Here is a 17,244-nt window from a genome sequence, read left to right as displayed (position 1 = left end):
CACGCCTACTGTCCGCCCTTTTGGACGTACGAGCGGACGAATTCTTCCGCGTTATTTTCTAGCAGGCCATCGATCTCATCCAAGAGATCATCGGTGCCGGAGGTGTTGATATTGAGCTGGGTAGCGGTAAATTCTTCCTCTGACTCGGGGCCATTTCCCCCATTATTGCTAGAAACCTGGCGATTCGAAGTGGACACGGTGTCATCCTTTCGTCATATTAGGTGATCATTACTTACGATACTCGGGCTGGATGCCGATGGCAGCAAGCCCTTCAAGTAACTCCTCTACGCTGCTGGCGCCCTCGATAATGCCTTCGCAGTCCGCGCGGGTAAGGCCGCGGGTATCATCCATGGCCACGGTGGCCCAGACGCCATTGCGGGAGCGCCCGTCCGTAGCACCACGGCGCAGGGTGAGGCTTTGCCAACTGGCGGCGATGATGTCTTCGCCGAATTTCTGCGTTATGCGCCCGCGGAAATATGCTCGGGTGTCGGCGGGCGGCTCGGCCGCAGCGTGGTGTAGGTCTTCAGCGGTAAAGAGCTGGCGCATCTGCCCCTTGCGCACCAGCGCATGGTGCAGCGACTTCTCGGGATCGATTTCCGCGTATTGCAGGTCGATCAGGCGCAGCTTGGGATCATCTGGGGCGATGCCGCGGTCGAGGTAGCTCTTGATCAACCGGTACTTGGCCACCCAATCTAGGAGGTGGGCGGCCTTGAGGGGGTCATCGGCAAGCAGCTCTACTGCCTCGTCCCAGGCCGCCAGCACCTTGTGGTCGGCGGAAGTCTCCGGCTGCAGGCGGCGACGGTATTCGGCGAGCAGCTCGAGGGCGGTGAGCGTGCGGCCATCGGCAAGCGTGAGCCGGTGGCACAATTCGAGGTCGCGGCTTACCAGGGGGACCTCCGCGACGGCATCGGCAAGGCGCAGATCGCTAAAGTCCGTGCCGCCTTCAATCGCATCGAGCACCAGCGAGGTCATGCCCAATTTCAGCAGCGTCGAGGTCTGCGACATATTCGCATCGCCGATGATGACGTGCAGGCGGCCAAAATCATCGTGGATGGCATGGGGCTCGTCGCGGGTATTGATAATGCCACGGTTGAGGGTGGTTTCCAGGGAGATTTCCTGCTCAATATAATCCGCGCGCTGGGAAATCTGGAACCCCGGTTCCTCGCCAAACTCCCCGCGCCCCATGCGCCCAGCACCAATGACGACCTGCCGGGCCACGAAGAAGGGAATCAGCGCCTGGGCCATGACCGAAAAATCGGTGCTGCGGGCATACTGATAGTTCTCATGCGAACCGTAGCTGGCGCCCTTGCCATCGACGTTATTCTTGTACAACCGCAGCGGCGGGCACGGCTGCCGGTCCGCCAAGACGGAGTTTCCCTGTGCCGTCAGCTCCGCCACAGCATCCCGGGCCTGCAGCAACGTGTGATCGCCGGCGGCGTCATAGAGCGTCGCGTCCCACGCATTCGTGCACTCCGGAGCCGAATACTCGGGGTGGGCGTGGTCCACATAGAACCGCGCCCCGCTCGGGGTGACAACATTGGCCACACCAACCGCATTGGGGTCTACCACGGGCACCGTATCGTAGCGCTTGAGATCAAAACCGCGCGAGTCCCGCAAGGGGTGCTCTTCCGCAAAATCCCAGCGCGAACGCGCGCCCGTATACAGCGCAGCATAGGCCACCACCGCATGGGTCGAGGTAATGATTGGGGAATGCTCCGGCGAATCCGGAGTAGAAATACCGTATTCCGTTTCCGTTCCTAGCACACGGGCCACGTACAGCTCCTTCCACTCAAAAGTTCCACACTGGTCACACGCGATCCGCCGTGATCCGCGGAAACGATCTTGCTCCATTCCTCGGGGTTGGTCGAGGTTGGCATGTATTCCGATTCTTCCTGCTCAGCGGCGATGGCGGTGCGCAGGTGCTGCTTGCCGATGCCCCCTTTAACGCCCCCATCGCCTTCCTCCGCGGCGCGCTGCGCACCGTGGTGCGATAACGCCTCCTTGATGGCCAGCTTCTTTGCCCGGGCTAGGATATTGGCGATCATCGCGCCAGAGACGAAATCGCGGTAGTGCAGGACCTGGCGCTGCCCATTGCTAAAGTGCAGCTGCGCAAACGGCCTATCGCTATATAGCTCGTCCACGGCATCGACGATGAGCTCGTCGATATCGCCCTCGTGTGGAATGGACGGATCGAAATGGCGGGCGAAAATCTCGCGCGCGCCGCGCTTGGTAGGCCGATTGATGCGCACCTTCATATCCAGCCGGCCCGGGCGCATAATGGCGGGGTCAATGAGCTCTTCCCGGTTGGTGGCGCCGATGATGACCACATTGCTGAGGCCCTCCACGCCATCGAGCTCAGTCAGCAGCTGGGGAACGACGGTGGTTTCCATATCGGACGAGACCCCGGATCCGCGGGTGCGGAAAATGGATTCCATCTCATCAAAGAAGATGACCACGGGGCGATCCGCGCTGGCCTGGGCGAGCTCGCGGGCGCGCTCAAAGATAAGCCGGATGCGGCGCTCGGTCTCACCGACGTACTTATTCAGCAGCTCTGGGCCCTTAACATTGAGGAAGTAGCTGGATCCGTCTCCCCCCATCTGGGTAGACAGGGAGTTCGCCACGGCCTTAGCAATGAGCGTCTTTCCGCAGCCGGGTGGGCCATAAAGCAACACACCCTTGGGCGGCTGCAAGCCATACTGCCGGTAGAGCTCGGGATGGATAAAGGGCAACTCGACGGAATCGCGGATCTGGGAAATCTGCTCGTCCAAGCCACCGATGTCCTCGTAGCGCACATCGGGTACCTCTTCCAGCGAAAGCTGGGAAACCTCTGCTTGATCCACCTTTTCCACGGCCACGGAAGCCTTTGTATCTAACAGCACCACCTCGCCCGCGCGCACGCTTTCTTGCAGCGCCTGTGCGAGCAGAACAACGCGGTTATCCCCCGCAGAATTAGCCACGACGGCGCGGCGCTGGTCCAAGCGCTCGACCACGGTGGCAAGCTCGCCAGTGCTCGTAGGAGCGCAGCCTTCGACGACCACGAAGCCATCTCCCAGCCGGACCTGTTGGCCCACCTGCAGGCTGCCCGGCTCCACGTTGGGAGAGACCTTGAGCTGCATGACGCGGCCGTTGGTATAGACCTCCGCGGTGGTACCTACCTCGCTTTGGTGCGGCGAGTAGGCCAAAAAGACCCCATATGTAGAGGCGGGCTCTGCAAGCGCATTAACCTCAGCAAATAACTGCTCGAGCTCGGCGCGCGATTTCTGTAATAGCTCCACCAGCTTTTGGTTGCGCGCAGCAAGCTGGCTGAGTTGCCGCTTATTATCCGTGGCTTCATCCATGCACACCACTTTAACGTGCGAGCAGCTATGAGCGAGGCCACTTTAGTAATTAATTACACCCGTGTACTTAAAACTGTGCACCTTATTTGCGGGCGCGGCGCTGGGGGCGCGGCGGGGTGACGCCATCGGCAAGCCGCCTGGTCCAAATAAGGAATGCGGTGTGCGCGTTCATGCGGTGCTCCGGGCGGGTGGCTAGGCCTTCTACCTTCCACTCGCGCACCAGGGATTCCCACGCCTTCGGCTCAGTAAAGCATTGCAGCTCCCGGATGCCCTCCATGACCTTCATCAGCTGTGGAACGGTTGCCACATAGGTCATGAATACGCCGCCGGGGATCAGCAGATCCCGCACGGTCTCCAGGTTCTCCCAGGGTTCCAGCATGTCCAAGATGATGCGGTCGACGGGGCCGCCGAGGTCCTCAGCGGTGACATCGCCGAGATCGCCTAGGCGCGGCGACCACCACTCGGGGCGGGATCCAAAGTATTCCTCGACGTTATCGACCGCGTACTCCAAGTGATCGTCGCGGATCTCGTAGGAATAGACGTGGCCTTCAGGGCCCACGGCGCGCAGGAGGGACATCGACAAGGCGCCGGAGCCCGCACCGGCCTCCAGCACGCGGGCGCCCATGAAAATATCGCCCTCGACCAAGATTTGCGCGGCGTCCTTGGGATAAATAACGGCGGCGCCCCGCGGCATCGAGAGGACGTGATCCACCATGAGGTGGCGGAAGAGCAGGAAGGACGAGCCCAAGGTGGACTCGATGACGGAACCTTCATCCATCCCCACGATGTCATCGTGGTTGATTATGCCTTTATGGGAATGGAACTGGCCTCCTTCTTTCAAAATGACCGTGTAGTGGCGCCGCTTGGCGTCCGTCAGCTGCACGCGGTCGCCATAGGAAAAGGGGCCAGAATAAGCCATGCCGCAAAACTCCTCGAGGTTGTGGGTACTAACCCTTCAAGTATGCCTCAAGAGCCCGCGAGAGCCATATTTGGTCCTGCTCGCCCACCATCTCGCGCGCGGAGTGCATCGAAAGCATCGGCACGCCCACATCGACGGTGTCGATGCCCAGCCGCGTTGCGGTAATCGGGCCGATGGTCGAGCCACACGGCACATCGTTATTGCCCACGAAGCGCTGCACCGGAACCCCAGCCTTGGCACACGCGGTCTCCCACAGCGCAATCGTCTGCGCATCGGAGGCGTAGCGCTGGTTACCGTTGATCTTGGTCACTGGGCCCTGCCCAATGATCGGCTGGTGGGTGGGGTCGTGCTTATCCGCGTAATTGGGGTGCACCGAGTGCGCGGCATCGGCAGACACGCAGCTAGAACGCGCAAACATCTGGAATCGCTCTTCCTCATTGGCCCCCAGCGCGCGGGCGGTGCGAGTCAGCACGTCCTGCAGGATCGGCCCGGCGGCACCATAGCGGGAGCTCGAGCCCACTTCCTCGTGGTCAAAGGCCATCATGACCAAAATATCGGAACCGTCATAGTCCTGCGCAGCGCTCTGCATGGCCTCGAGCGAGGCGTACACCGATGTCAGGTTATCCATGCGGCCAGCCGCGATGAATTTCTCGCCCGCGCCAAAGACGGCACCCCGGGCGGCATCAGCGGTAATCAGGTTGAAGGAAGCAATATCCTGCTTGGCGATGCCCGCCTGCTCCCCCACCACCTGCAGGATCGACGCCTCTTCATCGCCAACCGTCAGCACCGGCTGCATGTGCTTTTGGCGGTCCGGCTTGAACTCATCCTTGCGGTACAAGTGAATAGCCAGCGAAGGAAGGCGCAGGACTGGGCCCGTATTCACGAGGTGCTGGCGCCCATCCGTGGTCACGACCTGGCCGGCGACGGTAAGTTCGCGATCGAACCAGGTATGCAGCAAGGCGCCGCCGTAGATTTCCACCGCTACCTGCTGCCAGCCCGCAGCGGAAAAATCGGGCGTTGGTTTAAGCGCCAGGCCCGGCGAATCGGTATGCGAGCCAACGATGCGAAAACCGGAGTTCTTATCGGCGCCTTCCGGCACGTACCACGCGGCAACCGCGCCGCCGCGGACCATGACGTGCCCGCCCGGTGCGGCCGACCAATCCTCGCGCTCATCCTGAACCTGGAAGCCAGATTCTTGCAGCTGGCGCGCTACCTCATGCGCGGCGTGGTACGACGACGGCGAGGCCGCCAGAAAATCAAGGAACTTATCGGTATAACTCATACCTTCTAGCTTGCCACGAAACTAACGGCGATAGGCTAGATACACCATGGCTACTTCATCTACTCCCCGTTCCCGCCCCCGGCCCCGTCCCCTTGCGCTGTCGCCTTCGCGAGCCTCCGACTACCAGCAGTGCCCGCTGCTCTATCGTTTCCGGGCCATCGACAAGATTCCCGAGCCCAAGACCATCGCCCAAGTTAAGGGAACCCTGGTCCACGCGGTTTTAGAAGAAACGCATAAACTCCCGCGCGAAGAGCGCACCTACCCGGCAGCGGTAAAGATGATTAAACCAAGCTGGGCCGCGATGACAGAAAAGGACGCTGAACTGCTCGAGCTCGTGCCCGAAGAAGAAACGTATGACTTCTTCGTCGCCGCCCGCGAACTGCTCAAGGGATATTTCCAGATGGAAAACCCGCAGGGCTTCGACTGCCAAGAAACCGAGATGTATGTCAATACGGTCCTGCCCAATGGCGTACCCGTGCGCGGGTTTATTGACCGCGTGGACCGCGCCCCCACCGGCGAGGTGCGCGTCGTGGATTATAAGACGGGAAAGAAACCAGCACCGCGGTTTTCTCAGAGCGCCCAATTCCAGATGCGCTTTTACGCCCTGGTGTACTGGCGCCTGCTGGGTATCATCCCCCACCAACTGCGGCTGATGTATCTCAAGGTACTGGACTCGATGTTTTTAGCTCCTAGCCAGGAAGAGCTCGAATACTTCGAGCGCGATCTAGGCCAGCTGTGGGCCAAGATTGAAGCCGATGGGCGCGCCGGGGACTTTCGCCCGAAGCGCTCCAAGCTCTGTGATTGGTGCGCGCATCAGGCAATATGCCCCGAATTTGGCGGCACGCCGCCGGAGTACCCGGGGTGGCCGGGCTCCGCGGCGGATTAAAACCTTTTAGAACAGTCCGGATACCGTGCCATCGGCGGCGACGTCGATATTATTAGCCGCCGGCTTCTTAGGCAGGCCTGGCATAGTCATCACGTTACCGGTCAGCACCACAATGAACCCGGAACCGGTGCGCGGCAGTAGCTCGCGCACGTGCAGCGTGTGGCCTTCCGGTGCGCCCAATGCCGTTGCTTCATCGGAGAAGGAATACTGCGTCTTGGAAATGACTACGGGCAGTTTATCCCAGCCATTGTCCTTGATGTACTGCAGGTCCTTCACAGCCTTGGAGCCGTATTCCACGCGGTCCGCGCGGTAGATCTCGCGGGCGATGGTCTTGATGGAGGCCTCGATGCCTTCTTCCGGATCGTAGAGCTGCTGCGCGCCGCCCTCGAGGTTCTCCAACAGGGTCTCGGCCAGCTTCGTCGCTCCCGCGCCGCCTTCGGCCCAGACGTTAGCCTCTTCCAAGGCCACGCCGAAGTCGTTGGCCCAATCGCGCATGAACTGGCGCTCCGCCTCCGTATCAGACCAGAAGAGGTTCAGCGCGACGACGGGCTTGATCCCAAATTTGCGCAGGTTTTCTACGTGGCGCTCAAGGTTGACGATGCCCTTCTGCAGCGCCTCAAGGTTTTCCTCGGTGAGCTTGTCCTTGGCAACGCCCCCGTTGTACTTCTGCGAGCGGATCGTCGCCACGACCACCGCGCCGGCCACGTCCAGGTCACCAAACCGGGACTTGATATCCATAAACTTCTCGCCGCCAAGATCCGCGCCGAAGCCAGCTTCAGACAGCACGATATCGCCGAACTGCAGCGCGGTCTGCGTCGCCAGCAAGGAGTTGCAGCCGTGCGCGATATTGGCGAAAGGACCACCGTGCACGAGTGCGGGAACCCCGCCGAGGGTTTGTACGAGGTTCGGGTTCAACGCATCGCGCATCAGCGCGGTCAGCGCGCCTTCCGCATCGAGCTCGCGCGCGGTCACCGGGCGCTGGTCATAGGTAAAGCCGACGGTGATATCACCCAAGCGCTGCTTGAGGTCATCGAGGCTCGTCGCCAAGCACAAAATGGCCATGATCTCGGAGGCGGCTGTAATGGTAAAGCCGGTTTCTGCCGGCACGCCGTGCGCAGAGCCGCCGAGCCCGGTGACCACATTGCGCAGTGCGCGGTCGTTCACATCGACGCAGCGCTGCCACGTCACGCGGCGCGGGTCGATGCCCAGCTGATTGCCCTGGTGGATGTGATTGTCGATGATGGCCGCGAGCGTATTCGTTGCCGCGGCAATGGCGTGGAAGTCACCGGTGAAGTGCAGGTTGATATCCTCCATCGGCACAATCTGGGCGTAACCGCCGCCCGCGGCACCTCCTTTGATGCCCATGACCGGGCCTTGGGATGGCTCGCGCAGGGCCACGATGGCCTTCTTCCCAATCTGGTCCAGGGCATCGGTCAAGCCGATAAGCACCGTGGATTTTCCCTCGCCGGCAGGTGTTGGGGAGACTCCTGTCACCAGCACGAGCTTGCCGCGCTTATCCTTGGCGTAGTCCACCTTGGTGATATCCACCTTGGCCTTCGTGGAACCAAAGGGAATTACTGCCTCTTCAGGGATACCTGCTTTGGCTGCGATCTCCGCAATCGGCTGCAGGTTATGGGCTTGTGCGATTTCAACATCGGATGGCTGCGTAGTCATAGCACCTACCCTACCGATTTCTGGCATAAGCCAAGTCGCATGGGGTAAGAAGTGTGAGACACAACATTCTTTGGGTGGGGTTGCCACATAAAAGTGGCGCCCTCTCTGCGGAGAAGACGCCACTGGGAATGCGAATTGAAGGACTCCCTAGATGATTACCGCGCCGAGTGCGTAGCCAAGGAGCACGGAACCGACGATGCTAACCACGCCGGGGATAAGGAATGGGTGGTTGAATACGGCCTTGCCGATCTTGGTCGTGCCCGTATCATCCATTTCGACAGCTGCCAGCAACGTTGGGTAGGTAGGCAGGATGAACAAGGCAGATACTGCCGGGAATGCGGCCACGGCGGTAACCGGGCTTACTCCCAGCGCCAAGGCGGCGGGCATGAGTGCCTTGGTGGTAGCCGCCTGCGAGTACAGCAGGGCTGCGGCGAAGAAGAGCACCACTGCCAGCAACCATGGCGAGGCTTCGATGACGTCTCCGGCCAAGGCCTGAATATCGTCCAAGTAGTGGTTGATGAGGGTGGTTCCCAACCACGCGACACCCAGCACACAGATGCAGGCGGACATGCCCGATTTAAATACCGGGGTGTTGAGGACGTCAGCTGCCGGAATCTTGGTCTTGAGCACGATGATCGTTGCGGCCGAAAGCATGACGGTCATAATCGCCTCATTGCGCGGCAACGTGGGATCCGTAATGAGACCAACCTGCTCGGAAGAAATGGTAGCCCACGCCATGACGATGACGATGGCGATAAGGAAGATAACGACGGAAGACTTAGCGCCTTCCTTTGGCTCATATTTGCTAGCACCAATCGGCTCTTTGACCAGGCCCTGCGCCTTGCGCTCTTGGTAGACGGGGTCATCTTCCAGTTCCTTGCCAAACCTATTTGCCAGCCACGCTGCGGGGAAGATGGAAAGGAAGGTAGCTGGAATCAGCACGCCGAGTACCTGGAGGTACCCCACGCCCATGGGCTCAAGCAGGCCAGCCAGGATGACCACCGCGGCCGAAATTGGCGAGGCACAGATACCCATCTGCGCGGCGACGACCGCGATAGACAGCGGGCGCGACGGGCGGACCTTGCCCTCCTTGGCCACCTCGACGATCACCGGCAGCGTAGAAAAGGAGGTGTGGCCGGTACCGGCAAGGACCGTCATCAGCCACGTCACGATGGGTGCGTAGTACGTAATTTTCTTAGGGTTTTTGCGCAGGAACTTCTCGGCCACGTGAACCAAATAGTCCATGCCACCGGCTTTTTGCATGGCGGCGATGGCCGCAATCACCGTCATGATGATGGCGATGACATCGAACGGAATGTCTTCCCTAGTTACGGGAACTCCCGCAACACCCAAAAGGAGAACGCCCAGGCCACCGGCCATGCCGATACCTATGGACCCAATTCTCGCACCCAAGATAATGGCCGCGAGAACGATGACAATATGAACAATAACCATGGATACACTCCACACGTTCTCAACTACACGTAGTGGACCCGCCTTGACCTGCCGGTCGTGGACCACCCTTACACTTCTATTTTGCCCTGAATGTGTTGTTTTATTGACACAATATGCCCGTTTGTGTCGGTTCCCACATGTGTTCTACCTCCCGTTATAAACCGTTCGGTATATTTCCATGCCACTGCGCTATGGAAGCGGGAGACACCAATTCGGGCATAGACGAAAGAGGCCGCACACACCATGGAGTACTCCCCTCCCGATTTCCACGGGAAGAGGGAGCACGGTGTGTGCGGAATGTTGCGCTATGGCTCGCGGGCTTTACTTAGTTTTCGTCCAAGAAAAGCTGGCCGCGGAATTCTGGGTGCATGAGGTTTTCTACCGACAGCACCTTGTTCAGCGTTGCCTCATCAAGAAGGCCCTTCTCCAGGACGAGTTCCTTGACGCCCTTGCCGGTCTTGAGGGATTCCTTAGCAATCTCGTCACCGTTGTGGTGGCCAATGAATGGGTTCAGGTAGGTGACGATACCGATGGAGTTCTCCACGTAGTGGCGGCACACATCGGCGTTAGCGGTAATACCGGTGACGCACTTTTCGCGCAGCGCATCAACCGCGTTGCCCATAATGCGGATGGACTGGAACAGCGCCTCACCGATGACCGGCTCCATCACGTTGAGCTGCAGCTGACCTGCCTCTGCGGCCATGGTCACGACGTGGTCGTTGCCGAAGACCTTGAAGCAGGTCTGGTTGACCACCTCAGGGATAACCGGGTTGACCTTACCCGGCATGATGGAGGAACCAGCCTGGCGGGCCGGCAGATTGATTTCGCCAAGGCCAGCGCGCGGACCAGAGGACAGCAGGCGCAGGTCGTTACAGATCTTGGACAGCTTCATGGCGGCGCGCTTGATGGCGGAGTGCAAGAATACGTAGGCACCGCAGTCAGAGGTGGCCTCGATCAGGTCGCTTGCAGTCTTCATCTCCAGGCCGGTGACTTCAGACAGAGCGGCGGTTACCTGGTGGCGGTAGCCGGCTGGGGTGTTAACGCCGGTGCCGATGGCGGTGGCGCCGAGGTTGATCTGCAGCAAGCGGCTCTGTGCGTCGCGCAGAACGGCCTGCTCCTCATTCAGGTTATTGGCAAAGCCCTTGAATTCATCGCCCAAGGTCATGGGGACTGCATCCTGTAGCTGGGTGCGGCCCATCTTCAGGATGTCTTGGAACTCATTGCCCTTGTCCTGGAATGCGGAACGCAGGCTGTCGATGCGCACGACGAGGTCATCGATGGCAGCGTACAGGCCCAGACGGAAGCCAGTAGGGTACGCATCGTTGGTGGACTGGGACATGTTGACGTCATCGTTGGGGTTGATGATGTCGTAGGAGCCCTTCTCCTCCCCCAAGTGCTCAAGGGCGAGGTTGGCAACGACCTCATTGGTGTTCATGTTCAACGAGGTGCCGGCGCCGCCTTGGAATACATCGAGCGGGAACTGGTCCATGCAGCGGCCTTCGTCCAAGATCTGGTCACAAGCCCAGATGATGGCCTCTGCCTTCTTCTTTGGAAGCACGTGCAGGCGACGGTTGGCCATCGCGGCGGCCTTCTTGACCTGCACCATGCCGCGAATGAAGTGCGGAATGGTGTTAATGGTCACGTAGGAAATCTGGAAGTTATCCATCGCGCGGACGGTGTGGACACCAAAGTAGGCATCAGCAGGAATTTCCAAGTCACCGATCAGGTCGGTCTCCGTACGAGTGTTTTTGCTCGACGTCTTTGGCTGCTTCTGCTCAGCTACCTTTTTCTGTGCAGAATGGGTGGTCTTATCCTCCTGCTTTTCCTGCCCTTCCTTTGCGGCAGACTTAGTGTCTTTTTCTTCTTTCTTAGACGACTTTGCCATGATGGCGCGGCTCCTTTGCCTGTCGAGAATGATGTCCGAGTAAATGTTCTCAAGCGCCAATGGTAGCCACGTTTCTCCCCAGTTGGGACGACCAAGAATTTAATACTCCCCCTAAAAGCGGGCAATGCGGAGATCGGAAGCCAAAATTGCCTCCGCACCGAGTTGGGAAAGTCGATCCATAATCTGGTTGGCTTCCTTCTGCGGAACCATCGCACGCACCGCCACCCAGTCTTGCCGCGCCAACGGTGAGACCGTTGGTCCAGTCAGGCCCGGAGTAACACCAGCTGCTTTGTCCAGATTTTCTTCCGCGATGTTGTAGTCGATCATGAGGTAGGTGCGGGCGTGCAAAATTCCTTGGATGCGGCCCAAGACAACCTGCTCTTCCGGCGTCACCTCTGCATCGTGGCGTTTGATAACCACGGCTTCTGAGGTCACGATGGGCTCGCCAAACGGTGCCAAGCCCTGTTGCCGCAGCGTAGTACCAGTTGACACGACATCAGCAATGACATCGGCCACGCCCAAGTGGATGGAGATTTCCACCGCGCCGTCTAGGCGGATGACATCCGCGGAAATCCCTTTCTCCGCCAGGTCCTGTCGGACCAAATTCGGGTACGACGTAGCCACACGCTTGCCCTCCAGGTGAGAGATATCCCACCCCTCTCCTTGGGGTGCGGCGTAGCGGAATGTCGAGTCGCCGAAGCCGAGCGAGAGGACCTCTTTAAATTGGGCATTGGAATCGAGCGCCAAATCGCGCCCGGTAATCCCTAGATCGAGCACGCCGCGGGCAACATAGATCGCGATGTCCTTCGGGCGGAGGAAGAAGAACTCCACCCCGTTATCCAGATCCACCACGTTCAGGGTTTTGGAGTGGCCGCGCCCCTTGTATCCGGCCTCACCAAGGATTTCTAAAGCCGCCTCCGATAAGGACCCTTTATTTGGTACTGCAATTTTGATCATGCTGTTCTCCAGGAATTTTGCTCCACCGCAGGTGGCAACAAGTTATAGGTATTTATAAATATCTTCAGGGCGCAGGCCGCGCCTGATCATCATGACCTGCGTCCAATAGATAAGCTGCGACATTTCTTCCGCCAGTTCCTCATCGGACTGGTATTCGGCCGCGATCCATACCTCGCCTGCCTCTTCGATGATCTTTTTGCCAATATGATGGGCGCCTTCTTCCAGCGCCTGGACGGTCCCAGAGCCCTCAGGCTTCTGGTCTGCTTTGTGTAGTAGCTCAGCAAAAAGTGTCTCAAAATCCTTCACGGCTACCTATTGTTCCACAGGTAAGCAGACAATGCGAAGGGTTTTAGTTCATTTCCTGGATAGCCTGGAACCACTCGTAGACATCCGAGTGGAGCGCGCCCGCGAGGTGACGCGAATCGCGCAGCCGAGAGATTTCTACTACCCCGTCCGGTACTTCCACTCCTTCATCTTCTGGCAGACCGATAACGGTGCATCCCGCGGCCACGGCAGCGCGCATACCAGCCGGGGAATCCTCAAATACGAGGCACTGAGTTGGATCAAGCTGCAGGCGCCGAGCCGCTTCCAAGTACATGTCTGGGGCAGGCTTGCCGGTGGGAACTTCATCGCCGCAAATAGTGTCTACGAAATACTCGCTGCCGATGACCGCAATGGCGGCGTCCGCAACGTCGCGGTCCGTATTCGTCGTCACCATCATCGGCATGCCGTCGTGGTGCAGCGAAGTTAAAAGCTCAGGAATGCCGGGAAAGATTTCGAGGCGGCCAGCAAAAAGAGTCTTCATATGATCAAACATCTTGTGCCGGTAGGCCTCGACATCGCCTTCGCCCAAGACGACCCCAGCGTTGTCGGCGCAAATGCGCAACGTCGTCGTAAAAGTAGCCCCCACCGTATCCATCCGTTGACTCGGGGTAAGGCGTTTTCCCAACACTTCTGAGAGGTAGTACGTCGCCTCGCCCCACAGGGGCTCCGAGTTGGTTAAGGTGCCGTCCATGTCCCAGAAAATCGCCGCGGGACGGGACAAAAGCTGGGAATTACTCACTGTGGTCATATACACTCCACCGGCTTTTCCGGCATAGAACTAAGGCTCAACGAGGATATTCGCGCTGCGCGGTGATCGATCAACTTCACCTTAGGAATCTACCCCACAGCGGGCTGGCGCCGTAAAGAGGCTTAGAAGTCCAACTCTGGGATCTGTGACAGCGCCTCATCATCGGCGCCGGTAGCCGCAGATGCGTTATACATAAGCTCGGCGATTTCTTCTTTTTCCTCCGGCTCCACCACGGCATCGTGTTGCTTGCGATTAAAGGTGGCGAGTTTTTTAACGGTCTTATTCAGCACCGCGGCGAGCTGGCCGCCATCAGGATCATCCGGCAGCCCGTCTAGCCCGTCCAGCATCTGCTCGAGGTGGCCCTTGAGCTCTGGGAGCACCGCAGCGTTAAACGGCGCCTCCCAGAATTCTTTTTCCTCATCCTTGAGGTAATCGCCGGTGGCAAAGGACTTCAGATCAGCAATGAACTCATCAACGGTGGGTTGGAAATCTGCGCGAATGCTCATGCTGTCGATATTGCCCTAAGTTGACTAGGCCCGCACGCCGAGCAGCGAATCAAGTGCGGTACGCACCAACTGCGCAGCCCCTTCCTCGTCTTCGCCCCGGTCGCTGCCTGCCCAATCGTCGATGGCGCGCAGGGCGGTGGGGGTATCGAGGTCATCGGCAAGCGCTTGGCGAAGCCCCGCTACCGCATCCTCCGCAGCAGACAGGGACCCAGGGGCCTCCAGGGCGGTCCGCCAGGTGGCCAGGCGGGCCTTGGCCTGGTCGAGCACCTCATCGGACCAATCCCGCTCGGCGCGGTAGTGGCCGGAGAATACGCCAAGGCGAATGGCGGAGGGGTCCTCGCCCTGTTCCACGAGCTTGTGGACGAAGACCAGGTTGCCCAGGGACTTAGACATTTTCACGCCGTCGAGGCCGATCATTCCGGTGTGGACATAGAACTGCGCCATGCGGTCTACGCCCAATGCGGCCTCTGCATGCGCGGCGGAAAATTCGTGGTGCGGGAACTTCAGATCGCTGCCGCCGCCTTGGATATCAAAGGTGCTGCCCAAGTAATTGGTGGCGATGGCAGAGCACTCGATGTGCCAACCGGGGCGGCCGGGACCGAAGGGAGACTTCCACGCCGGTTCGCCTTCGCGGTGGGCGCGCCAAATCAGGGCGTCCATGGGGTGCTTCTTGCCTGGGCGGTCGGGGTCGCCGCCGCGCTCGGCAAAAAATTCCTGCATCTGTTCCATCGAGTAATTGGATTCGTAGCCAAATTCCTCGGTGGCATCGATGGAGGCATATACATCCGGGTACTCAGGGTCATCGACTACGTAAGCGGCGCCGTTATCCAGCAACTTTTGCACCATATCCACGATCTCATCGACCGCTTCCATGGCGCCGATAAAGTGCTGCGGCGGGATGACCGATAAAAGCTCCATATCGGAGCGGAAAAGGTCGATCTGGGAGGTGCCGAGTTCGCGCCAATCAACGCCGTCGCGCTCCGCGCGCTCAAAGAGTGGGTCATCGACGTCGGTGATATTTTGCGCGTAATTGACCTTCTTGCCAGCGTCCAGGAACTGCCGGTAAATCAGATCGAAGGTGAGATAGGTGGCTGCGTGGCCTAAGTGGGTCGAATCATACGGGGTAATGCCGCACACGTACATGGTGGCGGTATCCCCCTTTACCTGCACGGGGGCCTTGGTTTGATTCGCGGAATCGTAGAGATAGAGCTGCGCCGCATCGCCTGGGACGCGACTATAAGAAGGTGTTGGCCAAGAATGCATGGCACCTATCCTAACGCGAACTTATGGGGTGCTTTAAATGGGCTGTAGGACTCCCAAGGCCAGCAGAATCATCACGAGGATGCCTACTGGGATGCGGTAGGCCGCAAACCATGCAAAGGAGTGGTTGCCCACGAAGTTCAGCAACCAGGCAATCGACGCGTAGCCCAAGGCAAAGGCAATGCCGGTGCCGACGAGCAGCTGCATACCGGACGCGGCTTGACCGGCCTCTGGCGCGAAGGCATCGGGAAGCGAAAAAAGCCCCGACGCCAGCACCGCCGGAATGGCCAAGAGGAAGCTAAAGCGCGTGGCCACCTCGCGGTCGAGGCCCAAGAAAAGACCACCGGAAATAGTGCCGCCCGAACGCGAAACGCCAGGAATCAGCGCCAAGCACTGGCACAAGCCCATGATGATGGCATCCTTCATCGTGAGCTCGTCATAACCGCGCTTTTTGGAGCCCACGCGCTCTGCGGCGATGAAGACGAAGGAGAAAAGGATCAGCATCGCGGCGGTGATCCACAGGTTGCGCAGCGCACCGCGGATGGCATCTTCAAAAACCAACCCGATAACGCCGATGGGAATGGATCCGGCGATGACCATCCAGCCCATGCGCCAGTCCTGTCCGCGCGAGGCGGGGTTGGTCCACCCACGCAGCCATCCGGAGAGGATTTGCCAGATCATCGGGGCGAAATAAACCAGCACGGCAAGCTCGGTGCCGAGCTGGATGACGGCTGTAAAGGAAGCACCGGCATCGTTGCCCCAAAAGAGCTCGGAAACAATGCGCAGGTGCCCCGAGGAGCTTACCGGGAGAAACTCCGTAAGCCCCTGCACAATGGATAAAACGATAACTTGTGCCCAAGAAACTGCTTCGGTCGCGGTATCAGAAATCACCCGCCATACACTACCGCCGCGCACGGCTTCGGGAAATCGCAACGCGCGCTGTTAGGATAAGTATCCGTGAAATCACGATCCCGCTCCACACTCGTACTATCCAGCTTGCTAGCACTCTCCACTGCTGCGCTGGCCGCCTGCGATTCCACCGTGGGCGTAGGCGGTGATCCCGAAACCGCAGTGAAGGGCAACGCCACCCCAGCCGCTTCTCCGAGCGACACCGATCCTGCCGGTACGGTCATCGATTTCGATGAAGACATCACGGATCTGGCCGCGGTCAAAGATACGATTGCCGTTCGCACCGCGGACCAGGTGCGCATTGGCAGCCAGGATGACTTTGCCGCCAAGAAGGCCAAGAGCATCGATGTCGATTCCACCTGCGGCGATTTGAGCTCCTCCGAATCTGGATTCGTCTTGGCTTGCCCGGATAAGGTCCTACTCATTGATCCTTCTGCGCCGGAGTCACCGGAAGAAATCAAGATGGAGGAAGACTTCCAGGTCACCGCTGCGACCCAACTTTCCACCGGCGAAGTCTTTGTCACCGCCGGCGACTCCGCTGTGGTGGGCCGGTACAAGGATGGCACGCGGGACGGCGAAATCTCCGTCGAGGCCGGCTCGGACCAGATGCTCGCCGTTCCCAATGCGGACGGCGATGACGGGATTGTGCGCATTCAGCGTTCGGATTCCACCATCCAAAATATCGATTGGCCCAATGACCGCGCCGGCGGCCGGTTGCGCGCTGGCCAGGGTGTCGGCCAAATTGCGGTGGGTAGCAACGGCGTCGTGCTCGCCTCCGATACCGAGGGCGGCCGGATCGCGGTCTATACCTCCGATGACGTCGTCCGCCTGCACCAATACGGCGTGGTGGACGGCACCCCCTGGGCGGTGGCCTGGGATGACTCGCGCGAGCTCGCGTGGGTTACCACCACCGATAACAACATCGCGCACGCCTATTCCATTGACAAGGGCGTTCCCGAATCCCGCGGCGATTTTGCCACGCTTGCCGATGCCCAAAATATTTCCGCTCTTTCCAATGGCACCATCGTGGTTGCCTCCGCATCCGGCCAGGGGCTGCAGTTCGTGGCGGATCCACACCTGACAAAGGCAAAGGAGTCTTAA

At 59.5% G+C, this 17,244-nt stretch carries 16 protein-coding genes; 2 read left to right on the top strand and 14 right to left on the bottom strand.

The window, feature by feature from the left end:
• Window positions 1-5: 5 nt before the first annotated feature.
• The 5 genes from ACP8KU_RS05555 to ACP8KU_RS05535 form a co-directional block, all read right to left on the bottom strand.
• Window positions 6-197 (bottom strand): ubiquitin-like protein Pup, encoded by a 192-nt coding sequence (locus tag ACP8KU_RS05555; protein WP_005279201.1) that lies wholly within the window; start codon window positions 195-197, stop codon window positions 6-8.
• Window positions 198-228: 31 nt separating this feature from the next.
• Window positions 229-1,773 carry a depupylase/deamidase Dop gene (gene dop / locus ACP8KU_RS05550; protein WP_484484123.1) on the bottom strand — a complete coding sequence of 515 codons (1,545 nt, stop codon included), beginning with the start codon at window positions 1,771-1,773 and terminating at the stop codon, window positions 229-231.
• On the bottom strand, window positions 1,758-3,338 hold the full coding sequence (gene arc, locus ACP8KU_RS05545) for a proteasome ATPase (protein WP_484484122.1): 1,581 nt from the start codon (window positions 3,336-3,338) through the stop codon (window positions 1,758-1,760). Before arc ends, dop begins: the two co-directional genes overlap by 16 nt.
• A gap of 82 nt (window positions 3,339-3,420) precedes the next feature.
• Window positions 3,421-4,257, bottom strand: a complete 837-nt coding sequence (locus ACP8KU_RS05540; RefSeq protein WP_005282956.1) for a tRNA (adenine-N1)-methyltransferase — start codon at window positions 4,255-4,257, stop codon at window positions 3,421-3,423.
• A 28-nt stretch (window positions 4,258-4,285) separates the two neighbouring features.
• Entirely contained in the window at window positions 4,286-5,539 is a 1,254-nt protein-coding gene (locus tag ACP8KU_RS05535; RefSeq protein ID WP_484484121.1) for a M18 family aminopeptidase, read from the bottom strand.
• 46 nt (window positions 5,540-5,585) lie between these two features.
• Between ACP8KU_RS05535 and ACP8KU_RS05530 the strand changes: the two genes are divergently transcribed.
• Complete coding sequence (locus tag ACP8KU_RS05530) at window positions 5,586-6,425, top strand: RecB family exonuclease (protein ID WP_023030737.1); 840 nt, start codon at window positions 5,586-5,588, stop codon at window positions 6,423-6,425.
• Between the two features lie 6 nt (window positions 6,426-6,431).
• On the opposite strand, the gene ACP8KU_RS05525 is transcribed toward ACP8KU_RS05530, so the two are convergent.
• The 9 genes from ACP8KU_RS05525 to ACP8KU_RS05485 form a co-directional block, all read right to left on the bottom strand.
• On the bottom strand, window positions 6,432-8,099 hold the full coding sequence (locus ACP8KU_RS05525; protein WP_484484120.1) for a formate--tetrahydrofolate ligase: 1,668 nt from the start codon (window positions 8,097-8,099) through the stop codon (window positions 6,432-6,434).
• A 147-nt stretch (window positions 8,100-8,246) separates the two neighbouring features.
• On the bottom strand, window positions 8,247-9,554 hold the full coding sequence (locus ACP8KU_RS05520; RefSeq protein ID WP_005279191.1) for an anaerobic C4-dicarboxylate transporter: 1,308 nt from the start codon (window positions 9,552-9,554) through the stop codon (window positions 8,247-8,249).
• 325 nt (window positions 9,555-9,879) lie between these two features.
• Window positions 9,880-11,439 carry an aspartate ammonia-lyase gene (gene aspA, locus ACP8KU_RS05515; RefSeq protein ID WP_484484119.1) on the bottom strand — a complete coding sequence of 520 codons (1,560 nt, stop codon included), beginning with the start codon at window positions 11,437-11,439 and terminating at the stop codon, window positions 9,880-9,882.
• Window positions 11,440-11,550: 111 nt separating this feature from the next.
• A complete protein-coding gene (hisG, locus tag ACP8KU_RS05510) occupies window positions 11,551-12,396 on the bottom strand; it encodes an ATP phosphoribosyltransferase (protein WP_005279189.1) in 846 nt (281 codons plus the stop codon).
• Between the two features lie 42 nt (window positions 12,397-12,438).
• Window positions 12,439-12,702, bottom strand: coding sequence for a phosphoribosyl-ATP diphosphatase (locus tag ACP8KU_RS05505; protein WP_284643266.1), 264 nt, complete (start codon window positions 12,700-12,702; stop codon window positions 12,439-12,441).
• Between the two features lie 43 nt (window positions 12,703-12,745).
• Window positions 12,746-13,468 (bottom strand): HAD family hydrolase, encoded by a 723-nt coding sequence (locus ACP8KU_RS05500; protein WP_484484118.1) that lies wholly within the window; start codon window positions 13,466-13,468, stop codon window positions 12,746-12,748.
• Window positions 13,469-13,590: 122 nt separating this feature from the next.
• Window positions 13,591-13,974: a hypothetical protein gene (locus tag ACP8KU_RS05495; RefSeq protein ID WP_005279186.1), complete on the bottom strand. Its 384-nt coding sequence runs from the start codon at window positions 13,972-13,974 to the stop codon at window positions 13,591-13,593.
• A 24-nt stretch (window positions 13,975-13,998) separates the two neighbouring features.
• The gene (mshC, locus tag ACP8KU_RS05490; protein ID WP_484484117.1) at window positions 13,999-15,237 is read right to left on the bottom strand and encodes a cysteine--1-D-myo-inosityl 2-amino-2-deoxy-alpha-D-glucopyranoside ligase; all 1,239 of its coding nucleotides are present in this window, start codon (window positions 15,235-15,237) and stop codon (window positions 13,999-14,001) included.
• Window positions 15,238-15,270: 33 nt separating this feature from the next.
• Window positions 15,271-16,125: an undecaprenyl-diphosphate phosphatase gene (locus ACP8KU_RS05485; RefSeq protein WP_005279182.1), complete on the bottom strand. Its 855-nt coding sequence runs from the start codon at window positions 16,123-16,125 to the stop codon at window positions 15,271-15,273.
• A 66-nt stretch (window positions 16,126-16,191) separates the two neighbouring features.
• On the opposite strand from ACP8KU_RS05485, the gene ACP8KU_RS05480 reads away from it, so the two are divergent.
• Window positions 16,192-17,244: an NHL repeat-containing protein gene (locus ACP8KU_RS05480; protein ID WP_337886841.1), complete on the top strand. Its 1,053-nt coding sequence runs from the start codon at window positions 16,192-16,194 to the stop codon at window positions 17,242-17,244.

The organism is Corynebacterium sp. LaCa_282 (assembly GCF_057198125.1).
Note: the sequence above shows the minus strand (reverse complement) of the source record. Positions and strands in the feature narration are given on the sequence as shown.